The organism is Streptomyces gilvus (assembly GCF_022513565.1).
Classification (GTDB): Bacteria; Actinomycetota; Actinomycetes; order Streptomycetales; family Streptomycetaceae; genus Streptomyces; species Streptomyces gilvus.
Genome location: NZ_JAKWBE010000002.1, coordinates 45,804 through 64,653 on the forward strand (window position 1 = coordinate 45,804; position 18,850 = coordinate 64,653).

The 18,850-nt window shown below is 70.8% G+C and carries 19 protein-coding genes and 1 riboswitch; of the genes, 10 read left to right on the top strand and 9 right to left on the bottom strand.

Features of this window, described 5'->3' with window-relative positions; translation table 11 throughout:
* Nucleotides 1-139: 139 nt before the first annotated feature.
* The 8 genes from MKW14_RS04385 to MKW14_RS04420 all read right to left on the bottom strand — a co-directional run bounded on the left by MKW14_RS04385 (nucleotide 140) and on the right by MKW14_RS04420 (nucleotide 7,536).
* Nucleotides 140-832, bottom strand: coding sequence for a 4a-hydroxytetrahydrobiopterin dehydratase (locus MKW14_RS04385; RefSeq protein WP_240858995.1), 693 nt, complete (start codon nucleotides 830-832; stop codon nucleotides 140-142).
* A 157-nt stretch (nucleotides 833-989) separates the two neighbouring features.
* A complete protein-coding gene (locus tag MKW14_RS04390; RefSeq protein WP_240858997.1) occupies nucleotides 990-1,802 on the bottom strand; it encodes an ABC transporter permease in 813 nt (270 codons plus the stop codon).
* A complete protein-coding gene (locus MKW14_RS04395; RefSeq protein ID WP_240858999.1) occupies nucleotides 1,799-2,605 on the bottom strand; it encodes an ABC transporter ATP-binding protein in 807 nt (268 codons plus the stop codon). Before MKW14_RS04395 ends, MKW14_RS04390 begins: the two co-directional genes overlap by 4 nt.
* Nucleotides 2,598-3,926 carry an LLM class flavin-dependent oxidoreductase gene (locus tag MKW14_RS04400; protein WP_240859002.1) on the bottom strand — a complete coding sequence of 443 codons (1,329 nt, stop codon included), beginning with the start codon at nucleotides 3,924-3,926 and terminating at the stop codon, nucleotides 2,598-2,600. Before MKW14_RS04400 ends, MKW14_RS04395 begins: the two co-directional genes overlap by 8 nt.
* Nucleotides 3,923-4,978, bottom strand: coding sequence for an aliphatic sulfonate ABC transporter substrate-binding protein (locus MKW14_RS04405; protein WP_240859003.1), 1,056 nt, complete (start codon nucleotides 4,976-4,978; stop codon nucleotides 3,923-3,925). Before MKW14_RS04405 ends, MKW14_RS04400 begins: the two co-directional genes overlap by 4 nt.
* A gap of 43 nt (nucleotides 4,979-5,021) precedes the next feature.
* A complete protein-coding gene (locus tag MKW14_RS04410) occupies nucleotides 5,022-5,753 on the bottom strand; it encodes an ABC transporter ATP-binding protein (RefSeq protein ID WP_240859005.1) in 732 nt (243 codons plus the stop codon).
* Nucleotides 5,750-6,643 carry an ABC transporter permease gene (locus MKW14_RS04415; RefSeq protein WP_240859006.1) on the bottom strand — a complete coding sequence of 298 codons (894 nt, stop codon included), beginning with the start codon at nucleotides 6,641-6,643 and terminating at the stop codon, nucleotides 5,750-5,752. The genes MKW14_RS04410 and MKW14_RS04415 overlap by 4 nt, the downstream gene beginning before the upstream one ends.
* Nucleotides 6,640-7,536, bottom strand: coding sequence for a TauD/TfdA dioxygenase family protein (locus MKW14_RS04420; RefSeq protein ID WP_240859007.1), 897 nt, complete (start codon nucleotides 7,534-7,536; stop codon nucleotides 6,640-6,642). Before MKW14_RS04420 ends, MKW14_RS04415 begins: the two co-directional genes overlap by 4 nt.
* A 659-nt stretch (nucleotides 7,537-8,195) precedes the next feature.
* On the opposite strand from MKW14_RS04420, the gene MKW14_RS04425 reads away from it, so the two are divergent.
* From MKW14_RS04425 to MKW14_RS04460, 9 genes are all read left to right on the top strand, one after another.
* On the top strand, nucleotides 8,196-9,119 hold the full coding sequence (locus tag MKW14_RS04425; protein WP_240859008.1) for an LLM class F420-dependent oxidoreductase: 924 nt from the start codon (nucleotides 8,196-8,198) through the stop codon (nucleotides 9,117-9,119).
* 43 nt (nucleotides 9,120-9,162) lie between these two features.
* Nucleotides 9,163-9,987, top strand: coding sequence for a DUF1684 domain-containing protein (locus MKW14_RS04430; RefSeq protein ID WP_240859009.1), 825 nt, complete (start codon nucleotides 9,163-9,165; stop codon nucleotides 9,985-9,987).
* A 51-nt stretch (nucleotides 9,988-10,038) separates the two neighbouring features.
* Nucleotides 10,039-10,151, top strand: a riboswitch (SAM riboswitch).
* 35 nt (nucleotides 10,152-10,186) lie between these two features.
* Nucleotides 10,187-10,303: a putative leader peptide gene (locus MKW14_RS41485; RefSeq protein ID WP_023551189.1), complete on the top strand. Its 117-nt coding sequence runs from the start codon at nucleotides 10,187-10,189 to the stop codon at nucleotides 10,301-10,303.
* 204 nt (nucleotides 10,304-10,507) lie between these two features.
* A complete protein-coding gene (locus MKW14_RS04435; RefSeq protein ID WP_240859010.1) occupies nucleotides 10,508-12,127 on the top strand; it encodes an ABC transporter substrate-binding protein in 1,620 nt (539 codons plus the stop codon).
* Between the two features lie 3 nt (nucleotides 12,128-12,130).
* Nucleotides 12,131-13,090 carry an ABC transporter permease gene (locus MKW14_RS04440; protein WP_240859011.1) on the top strand — a complete coding sequence of 320 codons (960 nt, stop codon included), beginning with the start codon at nucleotides 12,131-12,133 and terminating at the stop codon, nucleotides 13,088-13,090.
* The gene (locus MKW14_RS04445) at nucleotides 13,087-14,001 is read left to right on the top strand and encodes an ABC transporter permease (protein WP_240859012.1); all 915 of its coding nucleotides are present in this window, start codon (nucleotides 13,087-13,089) and stop codon (nucleotides 13,999-14,001) included. The genes MKW14_RS04440 and MKW14_RS04445 overlap by 4 nt, the downstream gene beginning before the upstream one ends.
* A complete protein-coding gene (locus MKW14_RS04450; protein WP_374116533.1) occupies nucleotides 13,983-15,686 on the top strand; it encodes a dipeptide ABC transporter ATP-binding protein in 1,704 nt (567 codons plus the stop codon). Before MKW14_RS04445 ends, MKW14_RS04450 begins: the two co-directional genes overlap by 19 nt.
* The gene (locus MKW14_RS04455; protein ID WP_240859015.1) at nucleotides 15,683-16,486 is read left to right on the top strand and encodes an LLM class flavin-dependent oxidoreductase; all 804 of its coding nucleotides are present in this window, start codon (nucleotides 15,683-15,685) and stop codon (nucleotides 16,484-16,486) included. The genes MKW14_RS04450 and MKW14_RS04455 overlap by 4 nt, the downstream gene beginning before the upstream one ends.
* A 53-nt stretch (nucleotides 16,487-16,539) precedes the next feature.
* Nucleotides 16,540-16,764: a hypothetical protein gene (locus tag MKW14_RS04460; RefSeq protein WP_240859016.1), complete on the top strand. Its 225-nt coding sequence runs from the start codon at nucleotides 16,540-16,542 to the stop codon at nucleotides 16,762-16,764.
* Here MKW14_RS04460 and MKW14_RS04465 read toward each other — a convergent pair.
* Nucleotides 16,722-17,771 carry an NADP-dependent oxidoreductase gene (locus tag MKW14_RS04465; protein WP_240859018.1) on the bottom strand — a complete coding sequence of 350 codons (1,050 nt, stop codon included), beginning with the start codon at nucleotides 17,769-17,771 and terminating at the stop codon, nucleotides 16,722-16,724. The genes MKW14_RS04460 and MKW14_RS04465 overlap by 43 nt on opposite strands.
* A 100-nt stretch (nucleotides 17,772-17,871) precedes the next feature.
* Here MKW14_RS04465 and MKW14_RS04470 point away from each other — a divergent pair, with 100 nt between their 5' ends.
* Nucleotides 17,872-18,810, top strand: coding sequence for a LysR family transcriptional regulator (locus tag MKW14_RS04470; protein ID WP_240859019.1), 939 nt, complete (start codon nucleotides 17,872-17,874; stop codon nucleotides 18,808-18,810).
* The last annotated feature ends 40 nt before the right edge of the window (nucleotides 18,811-18,850 follow it).

Below are 18,850 nucleotides of genomic sequence, written 5' to 3' on the forward strand. Positions count from 1 at the left end.
GACGGGTGACGTGCATCTCAGCAAGAATGACGAGGTGAACCATCGCTTCTTCGGCATTCCAGAGTTGACGCATCGTAGGCGCAGACGATGTCGACCACTGTCTGGAGGCCGAGGTCTTCTCGGAGGCGTCGCCGGTGGTTCAGCCGTCCCTGCCCTGCCATGTGGTCACGCAGGCCTCGTTTCCCTCCGGGTCGGCGAGGATCCAGAAGGCCGGGGCGCGGGTTGCGGACACCAGTCGGCCGCCCGCCGTCAGCGCGGCGTCGATCCGTTGGGACGCCTCGTCGTGCGGGACGCTGATGTCCAGATGGATGCGGTTGCGTTGGGGGCGGGCTCGGTCCATCTGTTGGAACCAGAGCGCGGGCCCCACCCGGAACGGGTCGACGAGGGGATCTTCCGGTCCCGCGCCGTCCAGTTCGTCGGCATAGCCCAGGACCGCCTTCCAGAAGGGCCGGATCCGGGCGATGTCCAGCGCGTCGATCGCGATCTCCACGAGCTGCACGGACCTCTGTGCGCCGGTCCCGATCCCGGGCTCCGTCCGCAGCCCGGCTTCGCGAACCGCCGTGGAAATCCGATGGGCGAGTTCGACGTCCCGGTCGGTCACCGCCGCGTGGGTCAGGGATTGCAGAGTGAGCGTGATCAGGTCGGGGCGGGCATCGACGCGAAGGTGGTGATCGGCATCGTCGCCGCACACCGCGACGACGTCCGACGTCACGCTGATTCCCTGGGCCAGGGACCGGACCGGTACGGACGTCTGCAGGGTGCCCAGGATGTAGCGCCAGCCGTTGTCGTGCACTGCTTCAGACGCCTGCTGTCGGCTCAGTCGTTGCTCCATCTCGCCATCCTCACAGGTCACGCCGGTCCAGGCCGCTCAGTCCGGGTACTCCGGTCCGATCGCCGTGCGGGCGCCGAGCGTCGTGCCCCTGCCCCAGCCGAGTTCGCGCCGGTACCCGCCGAGCAGCCCCGAAGCCTGCGTTCCTTTCCGTGTGGGTTCAGGGCTTGAGGCGGCCGGTGGCGAACAGCGTGGCCGACCAGGCCGTCAGTGCCGCCGCGAGGGTCCAGACCACGGCCAGTGCCCAGCCCGCCCCGACGTCGCCCTGGCCGAGGAACCCGATCCGTTCGACCTGGACCAGCCAGAAGACGGGGTCGAGGTGGCTCAAGGTGTCCCAGAAGGGCGGCAGTTGGTGCACGGAGTAGAAGACACCGCCGAGGAAGCCCAGCGGCAGCAGGATGATCGACTCCATGGAGTAGACGTGGTCGAGGGACTTGGCGTGGGCGCCGGCGATCACGCCGACCTGCGCGGCGACCAGGAGCAGTCCGAGGGTGCCGAAGAGGAGGACGAGGGGGCGGGCCGGGGTGCCGCCGTGGGTGAGTGGCAGGGCCACTGCCAGGACGCCCGCGCCGACGACGGCTCCGCGGGCGATGCCGCCGCCCACGAGCGCCGCGTTGATCTCCCACCATCTGAGGGGGCTTGCGAACACGTCGTTGATGTACCGGTCCCGGCGTGCCTCGAAGAGGCTGGTCGTCCCGTTGAAGAAGCCGACGTTGACGATCGCCTGGGCGAAGAGGCCGGGCACGATGAAGCTGCCGTAGCCGACGCCGTCGATCGTGTCGACGTGGGAGCCGAGAGCCGATCCGAAGACGACCACGAACAGCATGGTCGACAGCACCGGACCGACGACGCTGTAGCGCCAGATGGTGAGGAAGCGCAGCACCTCGCGCTCCAGGAGCCACAGGAACGGTGAGCGCTCCGCGCGGAAAGGCTCGTCGTACGCCGGAAGGGCGGGTCTCCCGGTGCTGCTCACGAGGCAACCCCCTCAGCTGTGATCACCCGGTCGTAGACCTCCGAGATGTCCCGGGCCGCGTACCGCTCGCGCAGTGAGGCGGAGGAGCCGCGGTCGACGATCCGGCCGGCGCGCAGCAGTGCGATCTCGTCGCACAGGGTCTCCGCCTCCTCCAGGTAGTGGGTGGTGAGCAGGATGGTGGTGCCGGCCGCGTTGAGGCCTTTGACGACCCGCCAGATCTCCGAGCGCAGTTCGACGTCGACTCCGGCTGTCGGTTCGTCGAGGATGAGCAGGCGAGGGTGGTGCATGAGGGCCCGTGCCAGGACGAGGCGACGTTGCATGCCGCCGGAGAGTTCGTAGGCGCGTTGGCCGGCCTTGTCGTCGAGGCGGAACAGGGCGAGGAGTTCGTCCGCGCGCCGGGCGGCGGCCTTCCGGCCGATGCCGTGGTAGCCGGCGTGGTAGATCAGGATCTGGCGGATGGACAGGAAGCGGTCGACGTTGATCTCCTGCGCGGCCAGGCCCAGGAGTCCGCGGGCCTGGCGGCTGCGGTGGTCGTGGCCGAAGACGGAGAGGCGGCCGGCCGTGGGCCGGACGATGTTGCACACCGAGCCGATGAGGGTGGTCTTCCCGGCGCCGTTGGGGCCGAGCAGCCCGAAGAACGCGCCGTCGGGTATCTCCAGGTCGAGTCCGGACACGGCGGTGAAGCCGTCCCCGTAGGTCTTGCGCAGGCCCTCGACCCGCAGGGCGGGCGGACTCCCGCCGCTCCGGTGTGTCGGAGCGGCGGGAGTCGCGAGCGGGGCGGGGCCGGACAGCGGGTCAGCCATGGAACTGGTTCGCGGGGACCGCGAGCCCGTAGTGCTCGCGCAGGGTCGTGCCCTCGTACTCCTCGCGGAACAGGCCCTTGCCGCGCAGGATCGGCAGCACGTGCTCGACGAAGGCCGCCAGGCCGGACGGCAGGGCGGGGGCCATGATGTTGAACCCGTCCGCCGCGCCGCCCTCGAACCAGGCGATGATCGTGTCCGCGACCTGCTCGGGCGTGCCGACGAACTCGAAGTGGCCGCGCCCGCCCCCGAGCCGGGAGATGATCTGCCGGACCGCCAGCTGTTCACGCACCGCGAGCTCGATGATCAGGTCGGAACGGCTCTGCGAGCCCTCCAGCTTCGGCCTGGCCAGGATGAAGTCCGGCAGTGGGGCGTCGAGTTGGAAGACGGAGGGCTCGGTCTCGAACACGGCGGCCAGCTGACGCAGCCCGTACTCGGGGACGCGCAGCTCGTCGAACTGCCGGGCCAGCGCCTGGGCTTCCTCCTCGGTCGACCCGATGTAGGGGACGATGCCCGGCAGGACGATCACGCCGTCCGGGTCGCGGCCCGCCGCGACGGTCCGTGCCTTGATGTCGGCGTAGAAGGCGGCCGCGCGCTCGTACGTCGTGTGCGCGGTGAAGATGGCCTCGGCGTGGCGGGCGGCGAAGTCCTTGCCGTCCTCCGAGGAGCCCGCCTGGACGAGCAGCGGGTGACCCTGGGGCGGGCGCTCGACGTTGAGGGGGCCTGCGACCTTGAAGTACCGGCCGTGGTGGTCCAGTCGGTGCAGCAGCCCGGGGTCGGCGTACCGTCCGGTGGTCTTGTCCGCTGCGACGGCCTCGGACTCCCAGCTGTCCCACAGCGCCTTGGCGACCTTCAGGAACTCGTCGGCGCGGGCGTAGCGTTCAGCATGGCTGGGACGGTCCTCCAGGCCGAAGTTGGCCGCCTCGTCCGCCCCGGCCGAGGTGACGATGTTCCAGCCGGCCCGTCCGCCGCTGACGTGGTCGACGGACGCGAGGCGACGGGCGAGGTTGTACGGCTCGTTGTACGTCGACGACACCGTGGCGATGAGGCCGATCCTGCTGGTCGCCTGGGACAGCGCGGTGAGCAGGGTCAGTGGTTCGAGCTGGCCCGGGGGCCGGAACTCGCCGGTGCCGATGAGGGCCGGGCCGTCCGCGAGGAACAGCGAGTCGAACTTGGCGCTCTCGGCGAGCTGTGCCAGCTCGATCCAGTGCCGCAGGTCGAAATCGGCACGCGGGTTGCTGTGCGGTAGCCGCCAGGCCGCCTCGTGGTGGCCCGCCTCCATCAGGAAGGCGTTGAGGTGGAGTTGACGTCGTGCCCCGCTCATGAGGTGACCTTCAGCTTGGAGCTGTCGTAGCCGGCCGGAAGGAGGTTGTCGGTGATCGACTTCACGTCGACCGTCTTGGTGATCTGGCCTGCCTCCAGGAACGCGTCAGCGAGCTTCTGCTCGGCCGCGATGTCCGACGGCTCCACCGGTGTCACACGGGTCTCGAACGCCTTGACGGAGGCCTTGGCGTCGTCCAGCGGGATGCCCTCCTCCTTGGACAGCGCCTCGGCGTACTTGTCCTCGTGCCTGATCGCCCAGGCGAACTCGCCGGCCAGCCGCTTCAGGACGTCCGTGAGCGCCGCCCGCTTGGTCTTGTCGCCCAGCGACTTCTCGCTGGCGACGTAGTAGCTGCTCGTCTGGTCGATCGGCGGCAGGCCCTTCGCCAGAATGCGCGCTCCGTTCTTGACCGCGATCGCGGACTGGGGATTCCAGATGGACCAGGCGTCCACCTTGCCCGTGTTGAACGCCGTGGCGCCGGCCGCCGGGTCGAGGAAGACCAGCTGCACGTCCTTGGGGCCGAGGCCGACGCTCTTGAGCGCGTTGAGGGCCAGACCGTGGGCCGAACTGCCCTGCGGGACAGCGATCTTCTTGCCCTTGAGGTCCTTGAGCGTCTTCAGCGGGGATCCCTTAAGAACGATGATGTTCTCGTTGGACTGGGTGGGCGTGAGCGAGCGGTTGACCGCGACGACCTTGAAGCCGTACTCCTTCGCGGCGCCGGTGATCGGCGGCACGTCGCCGACGCTGCCGAGGTCGATGTCGCCCGAGGCGGCGGCCTGCACGAGCGGCGGGCCGTAGGTGAAGCGGGCGAACTTCACCTTGTAGGACGCGTTGTCGAACGCGCCGGTGATCCGCGCCAGTTCCTGGCTGCCGTCACCGCCGTTGTCGCCGATGGTGAAGGTGTACTTGCTCCACTCGGGGTGCTTGGCGTCGCTCGCGTTGACGGCGTTGCTCAGCGGCGCGGCGGAGTCCGAGGAGGACCCGCAGGCGGCTAGGGTGCCCGCCAGGGCGAGCGAGCCGACGGCGCCGATGAGTCTGGTGGTTCTCTGTCGCATGTGTTGTCGTGCTTTCTGTGCTGGGTGAGGGTCTTCGGGGAGGTCAGTGCTGGCCGGCGAGGCCGAGGTCGTCCAGGAGCCGGGCGCGGAGTTCCTCGCGGGCGACGCTCGCCTCCCGGTCCGCGGCGGAGAGGCTCACCGTGTGCGAGCGGCCGATGCGGCCGTCGCTCATGACGACGATGCGGTCCGCCAGGGCGATCGCCTCGTCGACGTCGTGGGTGACGAGCAGCATGGCCGCGTGGTGCTTGCTGCGCAGTGCGCGCACGAGGTCGTGCATGCGCAGCCGGGTGATGGCGTCCAGGGCGGCGAACGGCTCGTCGAGCAGCACCAGTTCGGGCTCGGAGACCAGTGCCCGTGCGAGCGACACCCGCTGGGCCTCGCCGCCGGACAGCTCCTTGGGCCAGGCCTTCTCGCGGCCCGAGAGTCCGACCTCGCCGAGCACTTCGCGGGCCCGCTGGTCGGCGTCGGGTCCGTGCAGGCCGAGTGTGACGTTGCGCAGCACCCGCTGCCAGGGCAGCAGCCGGTCGGCCTGGAAGACGATCGCGCGCCGTGCCGGGACCTCCACGCGCCCGCCGTCGGGCCGGTCGAGGCCGGCGAGCAGCCGCAGCAGGGTGCTCTTGCCGCAGCCCGAGGGGCCGAGCAGGATCACCAACTCCTCGTCGCCGATGGTCAGATCGAGGCGGTCGAGCACCACCCGGCCACCGAACTGCCTTACCACCTGCTCGACGACGACTCCGGTCCGACGGCGGGGCTCCGCCGTGATCGTGCTGCTCATGACGCCTCATAACTGGGGCGCCACCGCAGCAGCACCCGCTCGAGAGCCCGGACGAACTGGTCGGCGAGCAGACCGAGGAGCGAGTAGATCACCAGCCCCACGAAGACCTGGTTGGTCTGGAGGTACGTCTGCCCCTGTGTGATGAGGAAGCCGAGTCCCTTGTCGGCGTTGACGGTTTCGGCGGCGACGAGGCCCAGCACGCTGTACGCGAGGGAGAAGCGGAGGCCGACCAGGAACCCCGGCAGGGCTCCCGGCACCAGCACACGCGTGACCAGGCGCCAGGTGCCGGCGCCCGTCGTGCGCGCCATCTCGATCAGCCGCTGGTCGACGCCACGGATCGCGGCGAACAGGTTGAGGTACATCGGGACGCCGGCGCCGAAGGAGATCAACAGCACCTTGGTCAGTTCGTCGATGCCGAACCACACGATCATCAGCGGCAGCACGGCGAGCAGGGGGATCGTGTTGAGCACCTGCACGAGCCCGTTGAACAGGTACTCGCCGCTGCGCAGCAGCCCGCCGAGGACACCGGTGACGATCCCGGCCGTCAGCCCGATCGCCAGACCGATCCCGGCCCGCTGCAGCGAAATGGCCAGGTCGGGCCCGAGGACGCCCTGCTGCCACAGGTCGACGGCCGACTTCACGATCGACGTCGGCGCCGGGGCATAGGTCCTGGACACCACGCCTGCCCGGGCGAGCGCCTCCCAGGCGATGAGGACCACGACCGGGGTCGTGTAGATGCCCAGCGGCCAGCGCAGACGCTCGCGGAGTGCGCGCAGCGGCGTCCTACGGCGGGCGTCGCGCGGCAGGAACACCTCGCGCTCCCGCGTGTTCGTCGTCACGGCGTCCGGGCCCTTGACGACGGCCGGTGCCGGGATACGGACCTCGGTCATGCCGCCACCGCCAGGACGCTGCTGTAGTGCGAGGCGTCGCCGAGGAGTTGCTCGCTGCGCCGGCCGTCGACGCCGGCCGGGACCTCTCCGGCGACGGTCACCCGGTTCAGGCGGCGGGGCTGGTCGTCGTAGTTGTCCACCCCGTAGTGCTGGGTGATCCGGTTGTCGAAGATCAGCAGCTGGTTCGGGGACCAGGTCCAGCGCAGGATGTTCTCCGGGCGGGTGACGTACGACTGCAGGATGCGCAGCAGGTCGGCCGAGTCACTGCCCGACAGGCCGACGATCCGCTTGGCGAACCCGCCGATGAACAGCCCGCGTTCGCCCGTCAGCGGGTGTACCCGCACGACGGGGTGCTCGGCCTCGTAGGGCGTCGAGACGAAGACGCGGTCGTACTCCTGCCGTTCGGCGGTGGCGGGCTCGGGGCGCGCGTAGTCGTACTGGTTGGTGTGCACGACGCGCAGCGTGTCGGCGAGGGCGCGCAGCGGTTCGGGCAGGTCGCGGTAGGCCGCTGCGGCGTTGGCGATGAGCGTCTCGCCGCCGTAGGGCGGGATCACGACGGACCGCAGCGTGGTCACCTGGGGCGGGTTGACCACGAAGGTGACGTCCGTGTGCCATTCGTTGGCCTTGGAGGTCTCGCTGTCGACGGCGAGCACGTTCGTCGTGCCGTCGGCGGCCGGCACATTGGGGTGGGCGGTCGTCAGCTCGCCGAACCAGCGGGCCACACGCTCCTGGCCGGCGTTGTCGAGCCGTACGTCGTCGAACACGATCGCCTTGTGCTCGTTGAGGGCGTCACGCAGGGTCGTGATCGTCGGGAGGTCGGGGGGCGCCGTGAGGTCGACGCCCTCGACGACGGCGCCGATGCGGCTGGTGAGCTTACGGATGGACGGAGGCATGACGGGGTCCCTCCCGGACAGACGGGCACACGAACGGGCGCAGGCGATGACGGAACTGGGTGAAGGGGAGAACGCGTGGGCGCGGGGCCGTAACAGGCGCTTTCTCAGCGACCGTGTCGGCGTGCGGGAACAGGCTCCCGGCTCATACGAGAAGGAGAGGAGACGGGGAGCCCTCAGAGGGTGGGTACGACGGTCCCGCGGGGAGAGACTTCGCGGTGGGGGCGGCTCAACGCCGCCACACGCCGACGCGCAGCGACTGCGCGCGGCTGCTGCCGGGGACCACTTGCCGGGTCAGCGACAACAAAACGCGCTGGAGACGTGCGCCAGATCGATGTGGCGCCGCCGAGTGAGGTCCACGCGCGGGTTCATGGAACGGGAGTTCAGCAGAAGCCACCACGTTGGTCAATAACTTCCCGGACAGGTCTTGCATTGCGGACACGGAGACCTTCTCCGCCTCTTTCCGACCTTGACATGCGCGGGGACGGGCGACGTCCCCTGCGCGAGAACCTCGGCCTGCGTGAACCGCTCATCCACCGCTCCGCCCCGGACCGGCGGCAGGCGGCATGAGCCCGGGCGCCGGGTCTCGTACACATGACTGACAAGAAGCTGTCACACAAGAACCGGAATGCCACTCCGACCGACGCCCGTTCTGAACAGACATGACTGTTGGAGTAGCCCTCAACGCGTCCGACGCGCCGAACCAGGTCGACGCCACCGTAGAACTGGCCCAGGAAGCAGCGGAGTTCGGTGTCACGTCGGCCTGGTTCGGGCAGACCTTCGGCGCGGACTCGCCCCAGCTCGCGGCGATCGTCGGGCGCGAGGTACCCGCACTGCAGGTCGGCACCTCCGCGATCCCCGTCTTCGGCCGCCACCCACTGCTCGTCTCCAGCCAGGCCCAGACCGCCCAGGCGGCGACCCACGGCCGCTACCACCTCGGTCTGGCCCTGGGCACGCGACTGCTGACGGAGACCGCCTTCGGCCTGCCCTTCGAACGGCCCATCGCCCGGCTGCGTGAATTCCTCACCGCCCTGCGGCAGTTGACCGAGACCGGTACGGCCGACTTCCACGGTGAGCTGCTGACCGCCGCCACCCCGCTTCCGGCGCGGGTACCGGGGGCCGAGAAGGGTGTCCCCCTGCTGGTCGCCGCGATGGGGCCGCAGGCACTGCGGGTCAGCGGTGAACTGGCGGACGGGATCCTGCCGTATCTGGCGGGACCGCGCGCCCTGGCGGACCACATCGTGCCCGCCCTGACCGCCGCCGCCGAGGCCGCCGGCCGCCCCGCGCCCAGGATCGTCGCCCTGGTGCCGGGCGTGGTCACCGACGACGTGGCGGCGGTACGGGCCAAGGTCACCGAGAGCCTCGCCTTCTACGAACAGATCCCGTCCTACGCCCGGGTCATCGAACTCTCCGGCGCCCGACGGGCCGCCGACCTGGCGGTGATCGGCGACGAGAGGACCGTCGAGGCCGAGGTGCGCCGTTACCGCGACGCGGGCGCCACCGAGGTCGTGTTCTCGGGCACCGAGATCGCCGGAGAGGCCGACCGCCGACGCACCTGGCGGCTCCTCGGCGAACTCGCCCGCTGAACCGCCCCAACGCCCGACAGACCCCTGCACGAAGGAGATTCCCTTGACCACCGAGGCCACCACGACCGACCTCCACGCCTTCACCGAGACCTGGCTGGAGTGGTACCGGGCCCAGGAGGCCGGCCTCTCCGCCCCCCACGGGTTTTTGGCGATCACCGGCCAGCACTGGCTCGACGACCGCCCCCGGCGTCTCCCGGACGCACCCGGTGCCTGGTACACCGGCCCGGAAGGGGTCGTCGTCACCCTCGACGACGACGAGGAACTGGTCGTCGGCGGATCCCCCGTCACCGGTGAACACCGCTTCGGCGTGCTTCCCGAGCGCGGCGGCGTCAACGCGGTGTGGGGAGACGCCGTGATCGAGGTCGCCAAGCGCGGCGGCCACGACATCGTGCGCCCCCGGCACCCGGACGCGCCCCTGCGCACGGCCTTCACCGGAACGCCCGCCTACGCGCCTGACCCGCGTTGGGCCGTGACCGGCCGCTACGTCCCCTTCGACACGCCCCGGCCGACCACCGTGGGGGCGGCCGTAGAGGGCCTGGAGCACGTCTATGACGCCCCGGGCAGGATCGACTTCGAGCTGGAGGGACGTCAGCTGTCCCTCACCGCGTTCCCCGGCGCCGGCGAGGGCCGGCTGCTGGTGCTGTTCACCGACGCCACCTCCGGGGTCACCACCTACGCCGCCAACCGGGCGCTGTGGCTGGAGCCGCCCGCCGCCGACGGCCGGATCGTACTGGACTTCAACCGCGCCGCGAACCTGCCGTGCGCCTACACCGACCTCGCCACGTGTCCGCTGCCCCCGGCCGAGAACCGGCTGCCGGTGGCCATCGAGGCCGGTCAGAAGATCCCCCGCGAGCGCGGCGGTTCCTGAGCCGCCTCCGGCCATTGACCAACGGCAAGATCTCTCCGTACGATCACGAGTGGCATTGAGTGTCAGCGTCAAGCCCTGGCTCGCTGACCGGCAACCCTCCCACGCGGTGGGGTGCTCCAGGTGAAAGCCCGGCGGGATCACCGACGATCCCGCAAGCGCGTGGCCCCGTGACCGGGGCCGGACCAGGTGGAGGACCGACATGCGGCACGGTGGTGACCTCAGCGCCCGTTTCGCCGGCGCCACCGTGTTCTCCCGGCTGTCGCGTCGGCGCCACATCGATCTCAAGCGCTCGACCAGCTGTCTCTGTCAGGCCTGACGGGCCTGTTCAGCGCTGGTCGCCGTCCGGCGCCGGTCGCCGCCGCATCCGTATGCGCCTGATCCCCGTTCTTCCTTTCCGCTGATCCCTGTCTGCACAGCGCTCCCCCGACGTCGGCGTCACGCCGATCGGGGCCGCACGCCCGCGCACGGCCGAGTCCCGTACCGCCGCCGTGCCTGGTGACACGAGTAGGAGAAGCCCTCCGTGATCGCACTTCGCCATGTCAGAACCTCTCGATGGGCGGCACTGACCGCCCTTGTGACCACCAGCGCCCTGCTGACCGCCTGCGGATCGGGCGGCGGCGACACGGGCGGCGGCACCGGGCAGCCCAGGTCCGGCGGCACCCTCACCTTCGCGGTGGGTTCGGATTCCGGCTGCGTGGATCCGCAGCAGGTCGCCAGCAACGAGACCATCTACTCGGTGCGTCAGATCGTGGACTCCCTGACCGACCAGGACCCGAGGACCGGCAAGATCGTGCCGTGGCTGGCGAAGAGCTGGGACGTCAGCTCCGACGCCACGACGTTCACCTTCCATCTGCGTTCGGGCGTCACCTTCAGCGACGGTTCCAAGCTGACCGCGCAGGTGGTCAAGGACAACTTCGACGCGGTGCCGAAGCTCGGCGCCCTGGGGACGCTCGCCGAGGGCTACCTGAGCGGCGTCAAGAGCACCACCGTGGTCGACCCGCTCACCGTGAAGGTGACCTTCAGTCAGCCCAACGCACAGTTCCTGCAAGCCACTTCGACGCACTCGCTCGGCGTCGAGTCCTCGGCCAGCGTGAAGCGGACCCCGCAGCAGAAGTGCAGCGACGGGGTGATCGGCTCCGGGCCCTTCGTGCTGAAGCAGTACGTGCAGAACCAGTCCCTGACCCTCGCCAAGCGCACCGGATACGCCTGGGGTTCCTCGCTGTGGTCCAAGAAGGGCGAGGCGTACCTGGACAAGCTGGTGTTCAAGGTCGTGCCGGAGGCGGGTGTACGGGCCGGCAGCCTGCAGTCCGGTCAGGTCGACGCCGTCTCCAGCGTCGGCAAGGCCAACGAGGCGGCCCTCAAGGGCGGCCAGGTCACCCTCCAACGGCGGGCCAACCCCGGCGTCGTGTTCGGTCTCGGCCTCAACAACTCCCGGCCGCTGCTCAAGGACGCCAAGGTGCGCCAGGCGATCCTGTTCGCCATCGACCGGCAGCAGATCGCCGACACCGTGTTCCCGACCGGCACGCGGCCGGCCACCAGCGTCCTCGCGCACACCACGCCCGACTACACCGACCTCGCCTCCGGCCTGACCTTCGACGCCGCCAAGGCCAAGTCCCTGCTGGACGCGGCCGGTTGGAAGACGGGAAGCGACGGCATCCGCGCCAAGGGCGGCAAGAAGCTGAGTCTGACCATCACGTGGTTCCCCAACGCGGCCACCAACCAGCCCGCGCTGGAACTCGTCCAGCAGCAGCTCAAGGCCGTCGGTGTCGATGTGGCGCTCAAGCAGCTCCAGGTCACCCAGTTCGCCCCGACGCTCCAGTCGGGCGACTACGACGCGGTGTGGGGGAACGTGACCCGCGCCGACCCCGACATCCTGCGCAGCTCCTTCTCCACCAAGCTGGCCAACTTCTACCACCTGCCGCCGAGTTCCCTGGACACGGCGCTGTCCGAGCAGGCCGCCACCGTCGACGCGGCCAAGCGCGGGCAACTGGTCGCCGAGGCACAGCAGTTGATCGTGCACAACGCCTACTACGCGCCGGTGGTGGAGCTCCAGACCCAGCTGGGCGTGTCGAAGAAGGTGCACGACCTGGACTTCGACGCCTCCAGCCGGCTCCAGCTGCACGACACCTGGATCGGCTGACGCATGCGCCGCTATGTGATCAAACGGCTCGCGCAGGCGGTCGGCGTGCTGTGGGCGGCGTACACGGTGTCCTTCCTGGTGCTGGACTATCTGCCGGGCGACCCGGTCACGGCGATGGCCGGTGCCGGGATGGACTCGGGGCAGGTCGACCCGCAGCAGATCGCCGCCCTGCGGCACGAGTACGGCTTCGACAAGCCGGTGCTGGTGCAGTACGCCGAGTACCTCGGCCGGGCGGTGCGCGGTGACTTCGGCGACTCGGTGTCCACCGGTCGCGCGGTGACCTCGACGCTGGCCGACGCCCTGCCGCAGACCCTGCAGCTGACCGGCGCGGCCCTGCTGCTCGCGGTGGTCCTCGGCGGCGGTCTGGCGGTGGTGGCGACCTACACCGGCCTGCGCTGGCTGCGGCAGCTGCTGCTGTCACTGCCGCCGCTGGGAGTGTCCGTCCCGACGTTCTGGGTGGGACTGCTGCTGGTCGAGATGTTCTCCTTCCGGCTGCACTGGTTCCCCGCGTTCGGCAACGACGGCCTGCGGGGGCTGGTGCTGCCGGCCCTGACACTGGCGGTGCCGACCGGGGCGCAGGTCGCCCAGGTGCTCGCCAAGAGCCTGCTCACGGCACTGGACCACGCGTACATCGAAACGGCGCGGGCCAAGGGCGCCGACCGCTGGCGGGTCCATCTGCGGCACGCCCTGCGCAACGCCTCCCTGCCGGCGCTGACGGTCGTCGGCCTGCTGGTGGGGCAGCTGATCGCCGGTTCGGTGGTGGTCGAGACGGTGTTCTCCCGCGACGGCCTCGGCCGTGTCACCGCGGCGGCGGTCACGGCCCAGGACATCCCGCTCGTGCAGGGGGTCGTGGTGTTCGGAGCGCTGATCTTCGTGACGACGAACCTGGTCATCGACCTGGTCTACCCGCTCCTCGATCCACGGATCGTGGTGGCCTCCGACGGAAGGGCGGCCCTCGCATGAGCCAGAGCCTCGTCGACGACACCGCCCTCGGCCTCACCCGGCCGGTCGACACGGCCCCCGGCCCCGAGCCACGGCGCCGCGTCGGCATACGACGCGTGCTGCGCTTCCTGGCCCGCCGGCCCGGTCTGCTGCTGTCGGTCGTCGTCCTCGTGCTGGTGGTGCTGGCCTCGTTCTGGCCGGGGCTGTTCACCTCGCAGGACCCGCTGAAGGGCGTCCCCGCGCAGAACTTCCGCGGCCCGAGCGCACATCACTGGTTCGGCACCGACGAGTTGGGCCGCGACGTGTTCTCCCGGGTCGTCCACGGCGCCCAACTGTCCCTGAAGGCAACGCTGATCGCCGTCCTGGTCGCGTTCGTGGTCGGCGGACTGCTCGGGGTGGTCGCCGGGTTCGTGGGCCGCTGGGTGGACGACGCCCTCATGCGCCTCGTCGACGTACTGCTGTCCATCCCCGCGCTGTTCATGTCCCTCGCCCTGGTCACCGCGCTCGGCTACGGCACCGTGAAGGTGGCGGTCGCGGTCGGCATCGCCAGCGTCGCCGCGTTCGCGCGGGTGGCGCGGGCGGAGGTGCTGCGGGTACGGCAGGCGGTGTTCGTGGAGGCCTCGCGCGCGAGCGGGGCGCGCTGGTACTCGGTGCTGGGCCGGCATGTGCTGCCCAACGCGGCGGGCCCGGTGATCGTCCTGGCCACCCTGGACTTCGGCTCCTCCATCCTCGCCGTCTCCGCCCTCAGCTTCCTCGGTTACGGTGCTCCGCCGCCCGCCCCGGAGTGGGGCACGTTGATCTCCGACGGCCGCAACTACCTCGCCAACGCCTGGTGGTTGACCGCGCTTCCCGGACTGGCCATCGCCGCGACCGTGCTGGCCACCAACCGCATCGCCCGCGCGCTGGACGGCGAATGGTCCCGACAGCCATGACCGACGAACCGGAGAACGGTGAGGACGTGACCACACCACTGCTTGAGATACGCGGTCTGTCGGTGTCGTACCGCACCCGCGGCGGCACGGTCGAGGCCGTCCGGGGCGTCGACCTCGACGTGTGGCCGGGACAGGTGGTCGCGGTGGTCGGCGAGTCGGGCTCCGGAAAGAGCACGACCGCGCACGCGATCACCCGGCTGCTGTCGGCGAACGGCCGGATCGACGCGGGCACCGTCCGCTTCGGCCGGCACGACCTCGCCACCCTCTCGGAGGCCGAACTGCGCACGGTGCGCGGAGCGCGGATCGGGCTGGTCCCGCAGGATCCGACGGTCTCCCTCAACCCGGTCAGGCGGATCGGTGACCAGGTCGCCGAGGTGCTGCGCATCCACGGTCTGGCGAGCCGCCGATCGGCTCCCGCCGAGGCGGTCGAGGTCCTGGACCGGGCCGGGCTGCCCGACGCGGCCGTGCGGGCGCGGCAGTACCCGCACGAACTGTCCGGCGGCATGCGGCAACGTGCCCTGATCGCCATCGCCATCGCCGCGCGGCCCGAGCTGATCATCGCCGACGAGCCCACCAGCGCGCTCGACGTCACCGTGCAACGGGTCATCCTCGACCATCTCCAGTCCCTGACCGAGGAACTGGGCACCGCGGTCCTGCTGGTGACCCATGATCTCGGGGTCGCCGCCGACCGGGCGCAGCGGCTGGTGGTGATGTCCCAGGGCAAGGTCGTCGAGGCCGGCCCCACCGCCGACATCCTGGCCGACCCGCAGGACGTTTACACCCGGCACCTGCTGGCCAGTGCCCCCAGCCTGACCACCGGCCAACCCCGCACGCCCGTCACCGCACCCGAGACGGACACGGCACCGCTGCTCGAAGTGCGCAACCTGGTCAAGGAGTTCAGGCTGCCCCGCACCGGCGACGGTCCCCGAACCCTGCGCGCCGTGGACGACGTCAGTCTCACCCTCCGACGCGGGAGGACGCTCGCCCTGGTCGGTGAGTCGGGCTCGGGCAAGTCCACCACCGCCCGCCTGGTGCTGCGCCTCACCGACGCGACCGCTGGACGGATCCTCCTCGACGGCACCGACGTCACCACCGCCAAGGGAGCACAGGCCAGGGAGCTGCGCCGCCGGGCCCAGCTCGTCTACCAGAACCCCTACGCCTCCCTCGACCCCCGCTTCTCCATCGCCGAGGTGATCACCGAACCGCTGCGTGCCTTCAAGGTCGGCGACCGTGTCTCCCGGCTCGCCCGGGCCCGCGAACTCCTCGACCGGGTGGCCCTGCCCGCCGCCACGCTGGAGCGCCGGCCGGCGGAGCTCTCCGGCGGACAGCGCCAGCGCGTGGCGATCGCCCGTGCCCTCGCCCTCTCCCCCGACCTCGTGGTCTGCGACGAGCCGGTCTCCGCGCTCGACGTGTCCGTCCAGGCCCAAGTCCTCGACCTGCTCGCCGAGTTGCAGGCCGACACGGGCGTGGCGTACCTGTTCATCTCCCATGACCTGGCCGTCGTACGCCAGATGGCCCACGAGGTCGCGGTCATGCGGGCCGGCCGTGTCGTCGAGACGGGACCGCCCGAGAAGCTTTTCACCGACCCCCGCCACGCGTACACCCGAGAACTCCTCGCCGCCATCCCCGGCGGCCGGGCCCCCGCCCCCGCCGAGACCACCACGAGCCGAGGAGCAGCGTCATGAGCACTCCCACCATCACCTCCTTGGCCTTCCTCACCCCCGGCAATTTCGCCGACAACGACCCCTACACCGGTCTGGAGGAGACCCTCCAGCTCTTCGAGTACGGCGAACGACTCGGCTACGACGGGGCCTGGATCCGCCAGCGCCACCTCGAACACGGCGTGGGCTCCGCCGCGGTGTTCCTCGCCGCGGCCGGCCAGCGCACCGAGCGGGTCGAGCTGGGGACCGCGGTCATCCCCATCGGCTACGAGAACCCCTTCCGCCTGGCCGAGGACCTCGCCCTGGCCGACGTCCTGTCCCGCGGCCGCCTCCAGGTCGGCTTCAGCACCGGCATGCCGCACGCCGAACTCCTCGGCGACCTGGTGTACGACGGCGACTGGCGCGGTTTCGACCTGTCGTACGGCAGGATCGCCCGCCTCGTCGACCACCTGCGCGGCGACTACCTCGGCGGCCCGGACACCGTGATCCACTCGCCCGGCAACGTCCAGCGGCCTCGGCTGCAACCCCACAACCCCGGTCTCGTCCAGCGGATCTGGTACGGCGGAGGCAGCCTGGGCTCGGTCCGCTGGGCCGCCGAGAACGGCCTCAGCCTGCTGTCCGGCAACATCGTCTCCGGCGAGGACACCGACGACTTCACCACCGCCCAGGCGAACCTGCTCACCGAGTACCGGCGCACCCTCGGCGACGCCCGGCGGGCGGCACGCGTGGCCCTGGGGCGGGTGATCGTGCCGTTCGACAGCGCCGAGGGGCCACCCGGGCCCGCTACCGCGACTACGCGGCCAGTCGGCACGCGCGCACCCTGAAGCCGCAGACCGTCGCCGCGCTGGGCGGGAAGCGGATCCTGTTCGCCCCGGACGTGGTCGGCTCCGCGGAGCAGATCCTGGAGCGGCTGACGGCCGATCCCGTCCTCGCGCAGGTGTCGGAACTGCACCTGGAGCTGCCGTACGAGTTCCACCGGGAGGAGTACGAGCAGATCCTGCACGACGTACGGCACCTGATCGCCCCCGAGTTGGGTTGGCGCACTGCCGTCCCTGCCGTTCAGGAGGCGAGCCGCTGGCCCCTGGAGGAATCACGGGGTTGAGCCTGCGTGTGGTCTCGGACGATGGTCTTGCCGGTGTTCCGGCCGCGCAGCATGCCCAAGAACGCGTCCACGATGTGCTCGAACCCGTCCACCACCGTCTCGTCCGACGCGAGCCGGCCGCTCCGCAGGTGCGGAACCGCGAAGTCGTACAACTCCTCCTGCAGATCCAGGTAGTTGCTGACCAGGAAGCCCTCCATCCGGAGGCTCTTCTCCACGATGCCCGCGTAGTCGAAGCGCGGCGGCGGCGCGTCGGGGGTGTTGTACTGGCTGATCGTACCGATGCGGACGATGCGCCCGAAGGGGCGCAGCGCTCCCACCGCCGCGGCCAGTTGCTCCCCTCCGACGTTGTCGACGAACACGTCGATGCCGTCCGGTGCGGCCTTGCGCAGCAGGTCGGCAGCGGGTCCGTCGTGGTAGTCGAAGGCGGCGTCGTAGCCGACCTCCCGGGTGAGGTGTTCGGCCTTCGCCGCCGATCCGGCGCTGCCCACGAGCCGTCCGGCACCGAGCAGCCGGGCGAATCGCCCGGTCGCCGTGCCGACCCCGCCCGCCGCGGCCGTCACGAACAGGTCCTCGCCCTCCTGGAGCCGGGCGACGCGGGTCAGGCCCGCGTAGGCGGTCAGGCCGGTGCCTCCGAGGATGCTCAGGTAGGCGGTCAGGGGCACCCCCTCGAAGCGGGGCAGATGGCGTGTCTCCTCGGGCGTGACCACGGAGTGCGTGCGCCAGCCCCGCCGGTGGAACACGATGTCGCCCTCGCTCAACCTGTCGGTGCGCGAGGCGATGACCCGGCCGATGGTGCGGCCCTCCAGCGGTGCGTGGAGCGCGAAGCCGCCGGGCACGTCGTCCATCATCTCGCGGTGGTAGGGGTCGACGGACCAGTAGAGGTTTTCCACCAGTGCGCTGCCGGCCGCCGGTTCGGGAAGCGGGGACTCGACGAAGGTGAAGTGCTCGGCGGTGGGAAAGCCGTGCGGGCGGGCGGTCTGGTGCACGGTGCGCGCGGTCTCGTTCATGACCGGACCGTAGGGCGGGAATGCGCCTGCTGGGCAGCGGGTTGGGCTCATGCGACGCCCCGTTCCATGAGCAGTTCTCATACGGTGAGGTGAGCGCCCCGTGGCCCGCACGATCGACTCCGATCTCGCCCCGCACGAACTGCGCGTCCTGGTGGCGGTCGCCGACACCGGCGCCTTCTCGGCAGCGGCCGAGACACTCGGGCTCACGCAGTCAGCGGTCTCCCACTCGGTGCGCGGCAGCGAGCGCAAGATCGGTGCGGTGCTCTTCGAACGCGGTCGCAGCGGCGCCCGCCCCACCCCGGCCGGGCGGAGAGCCGTCGCTCACGCCCGCCGCGTCCTGCGTCTGTTGGACGTCCTGACCGCCGAGGCGCGCGGTGCCGCCCGCTCCGACGCGACGCAGGGGCCCTTGCGCATCGCGGCCTTCCGCAGTGCGGCTCTGCATCTGCTGCCGCCCGTCCTCGAGCGGCTGCGCGCCCGGCATCCGGGGATCGAGCCACGGGTGCGGATCGTCCGCGAGGTGGGGCGCGGCACCGCGGGCGAAGTGGCCGACGGGAAGGCCGACTTGGCCATCGTCACGCTGGGCGGCTCCGTTGCGCCCGAGCCGGGCCTCGTCGCGAGCGGACTGTTCGAGGAGCCGTACGCCCTGGTGCATGCGGCGGGTCACGTCGCCCCGCGTTCACTGCCGCTGGTCGACTGGGCCGAGAACTGCGGTTCGTACACCCGCGACTGGTGGGCCGCCCAGGACTGGATCCCGGAGGCGACCGTCGTGGCCGAGGACGACGGAGCGGTTCTCGCCCTGGTGAGCGCGGGGCACGGAATGGCGATCATGCCCGCGCTCTCCCTGGTCGACGCGCCGGACTCGGTCGGGATCACCGACCTCGGCCCCGCACGCCCGACGCGCCGGGTCGGCTACGTCACCACCCCCGAGCTGGCGGGGTCGGCCGTCGTGCGCGCCCTGGTGAGGGAACTGCGGGCCGCTGAAGTTCGGCGTCCCGTGCGACTGCCCGCTGCCCCGCAGTCTCGTGATCGACGGGCGTGACAGAGGTCATTGACAAGCGGAATCCAACGAGGTTGTCATG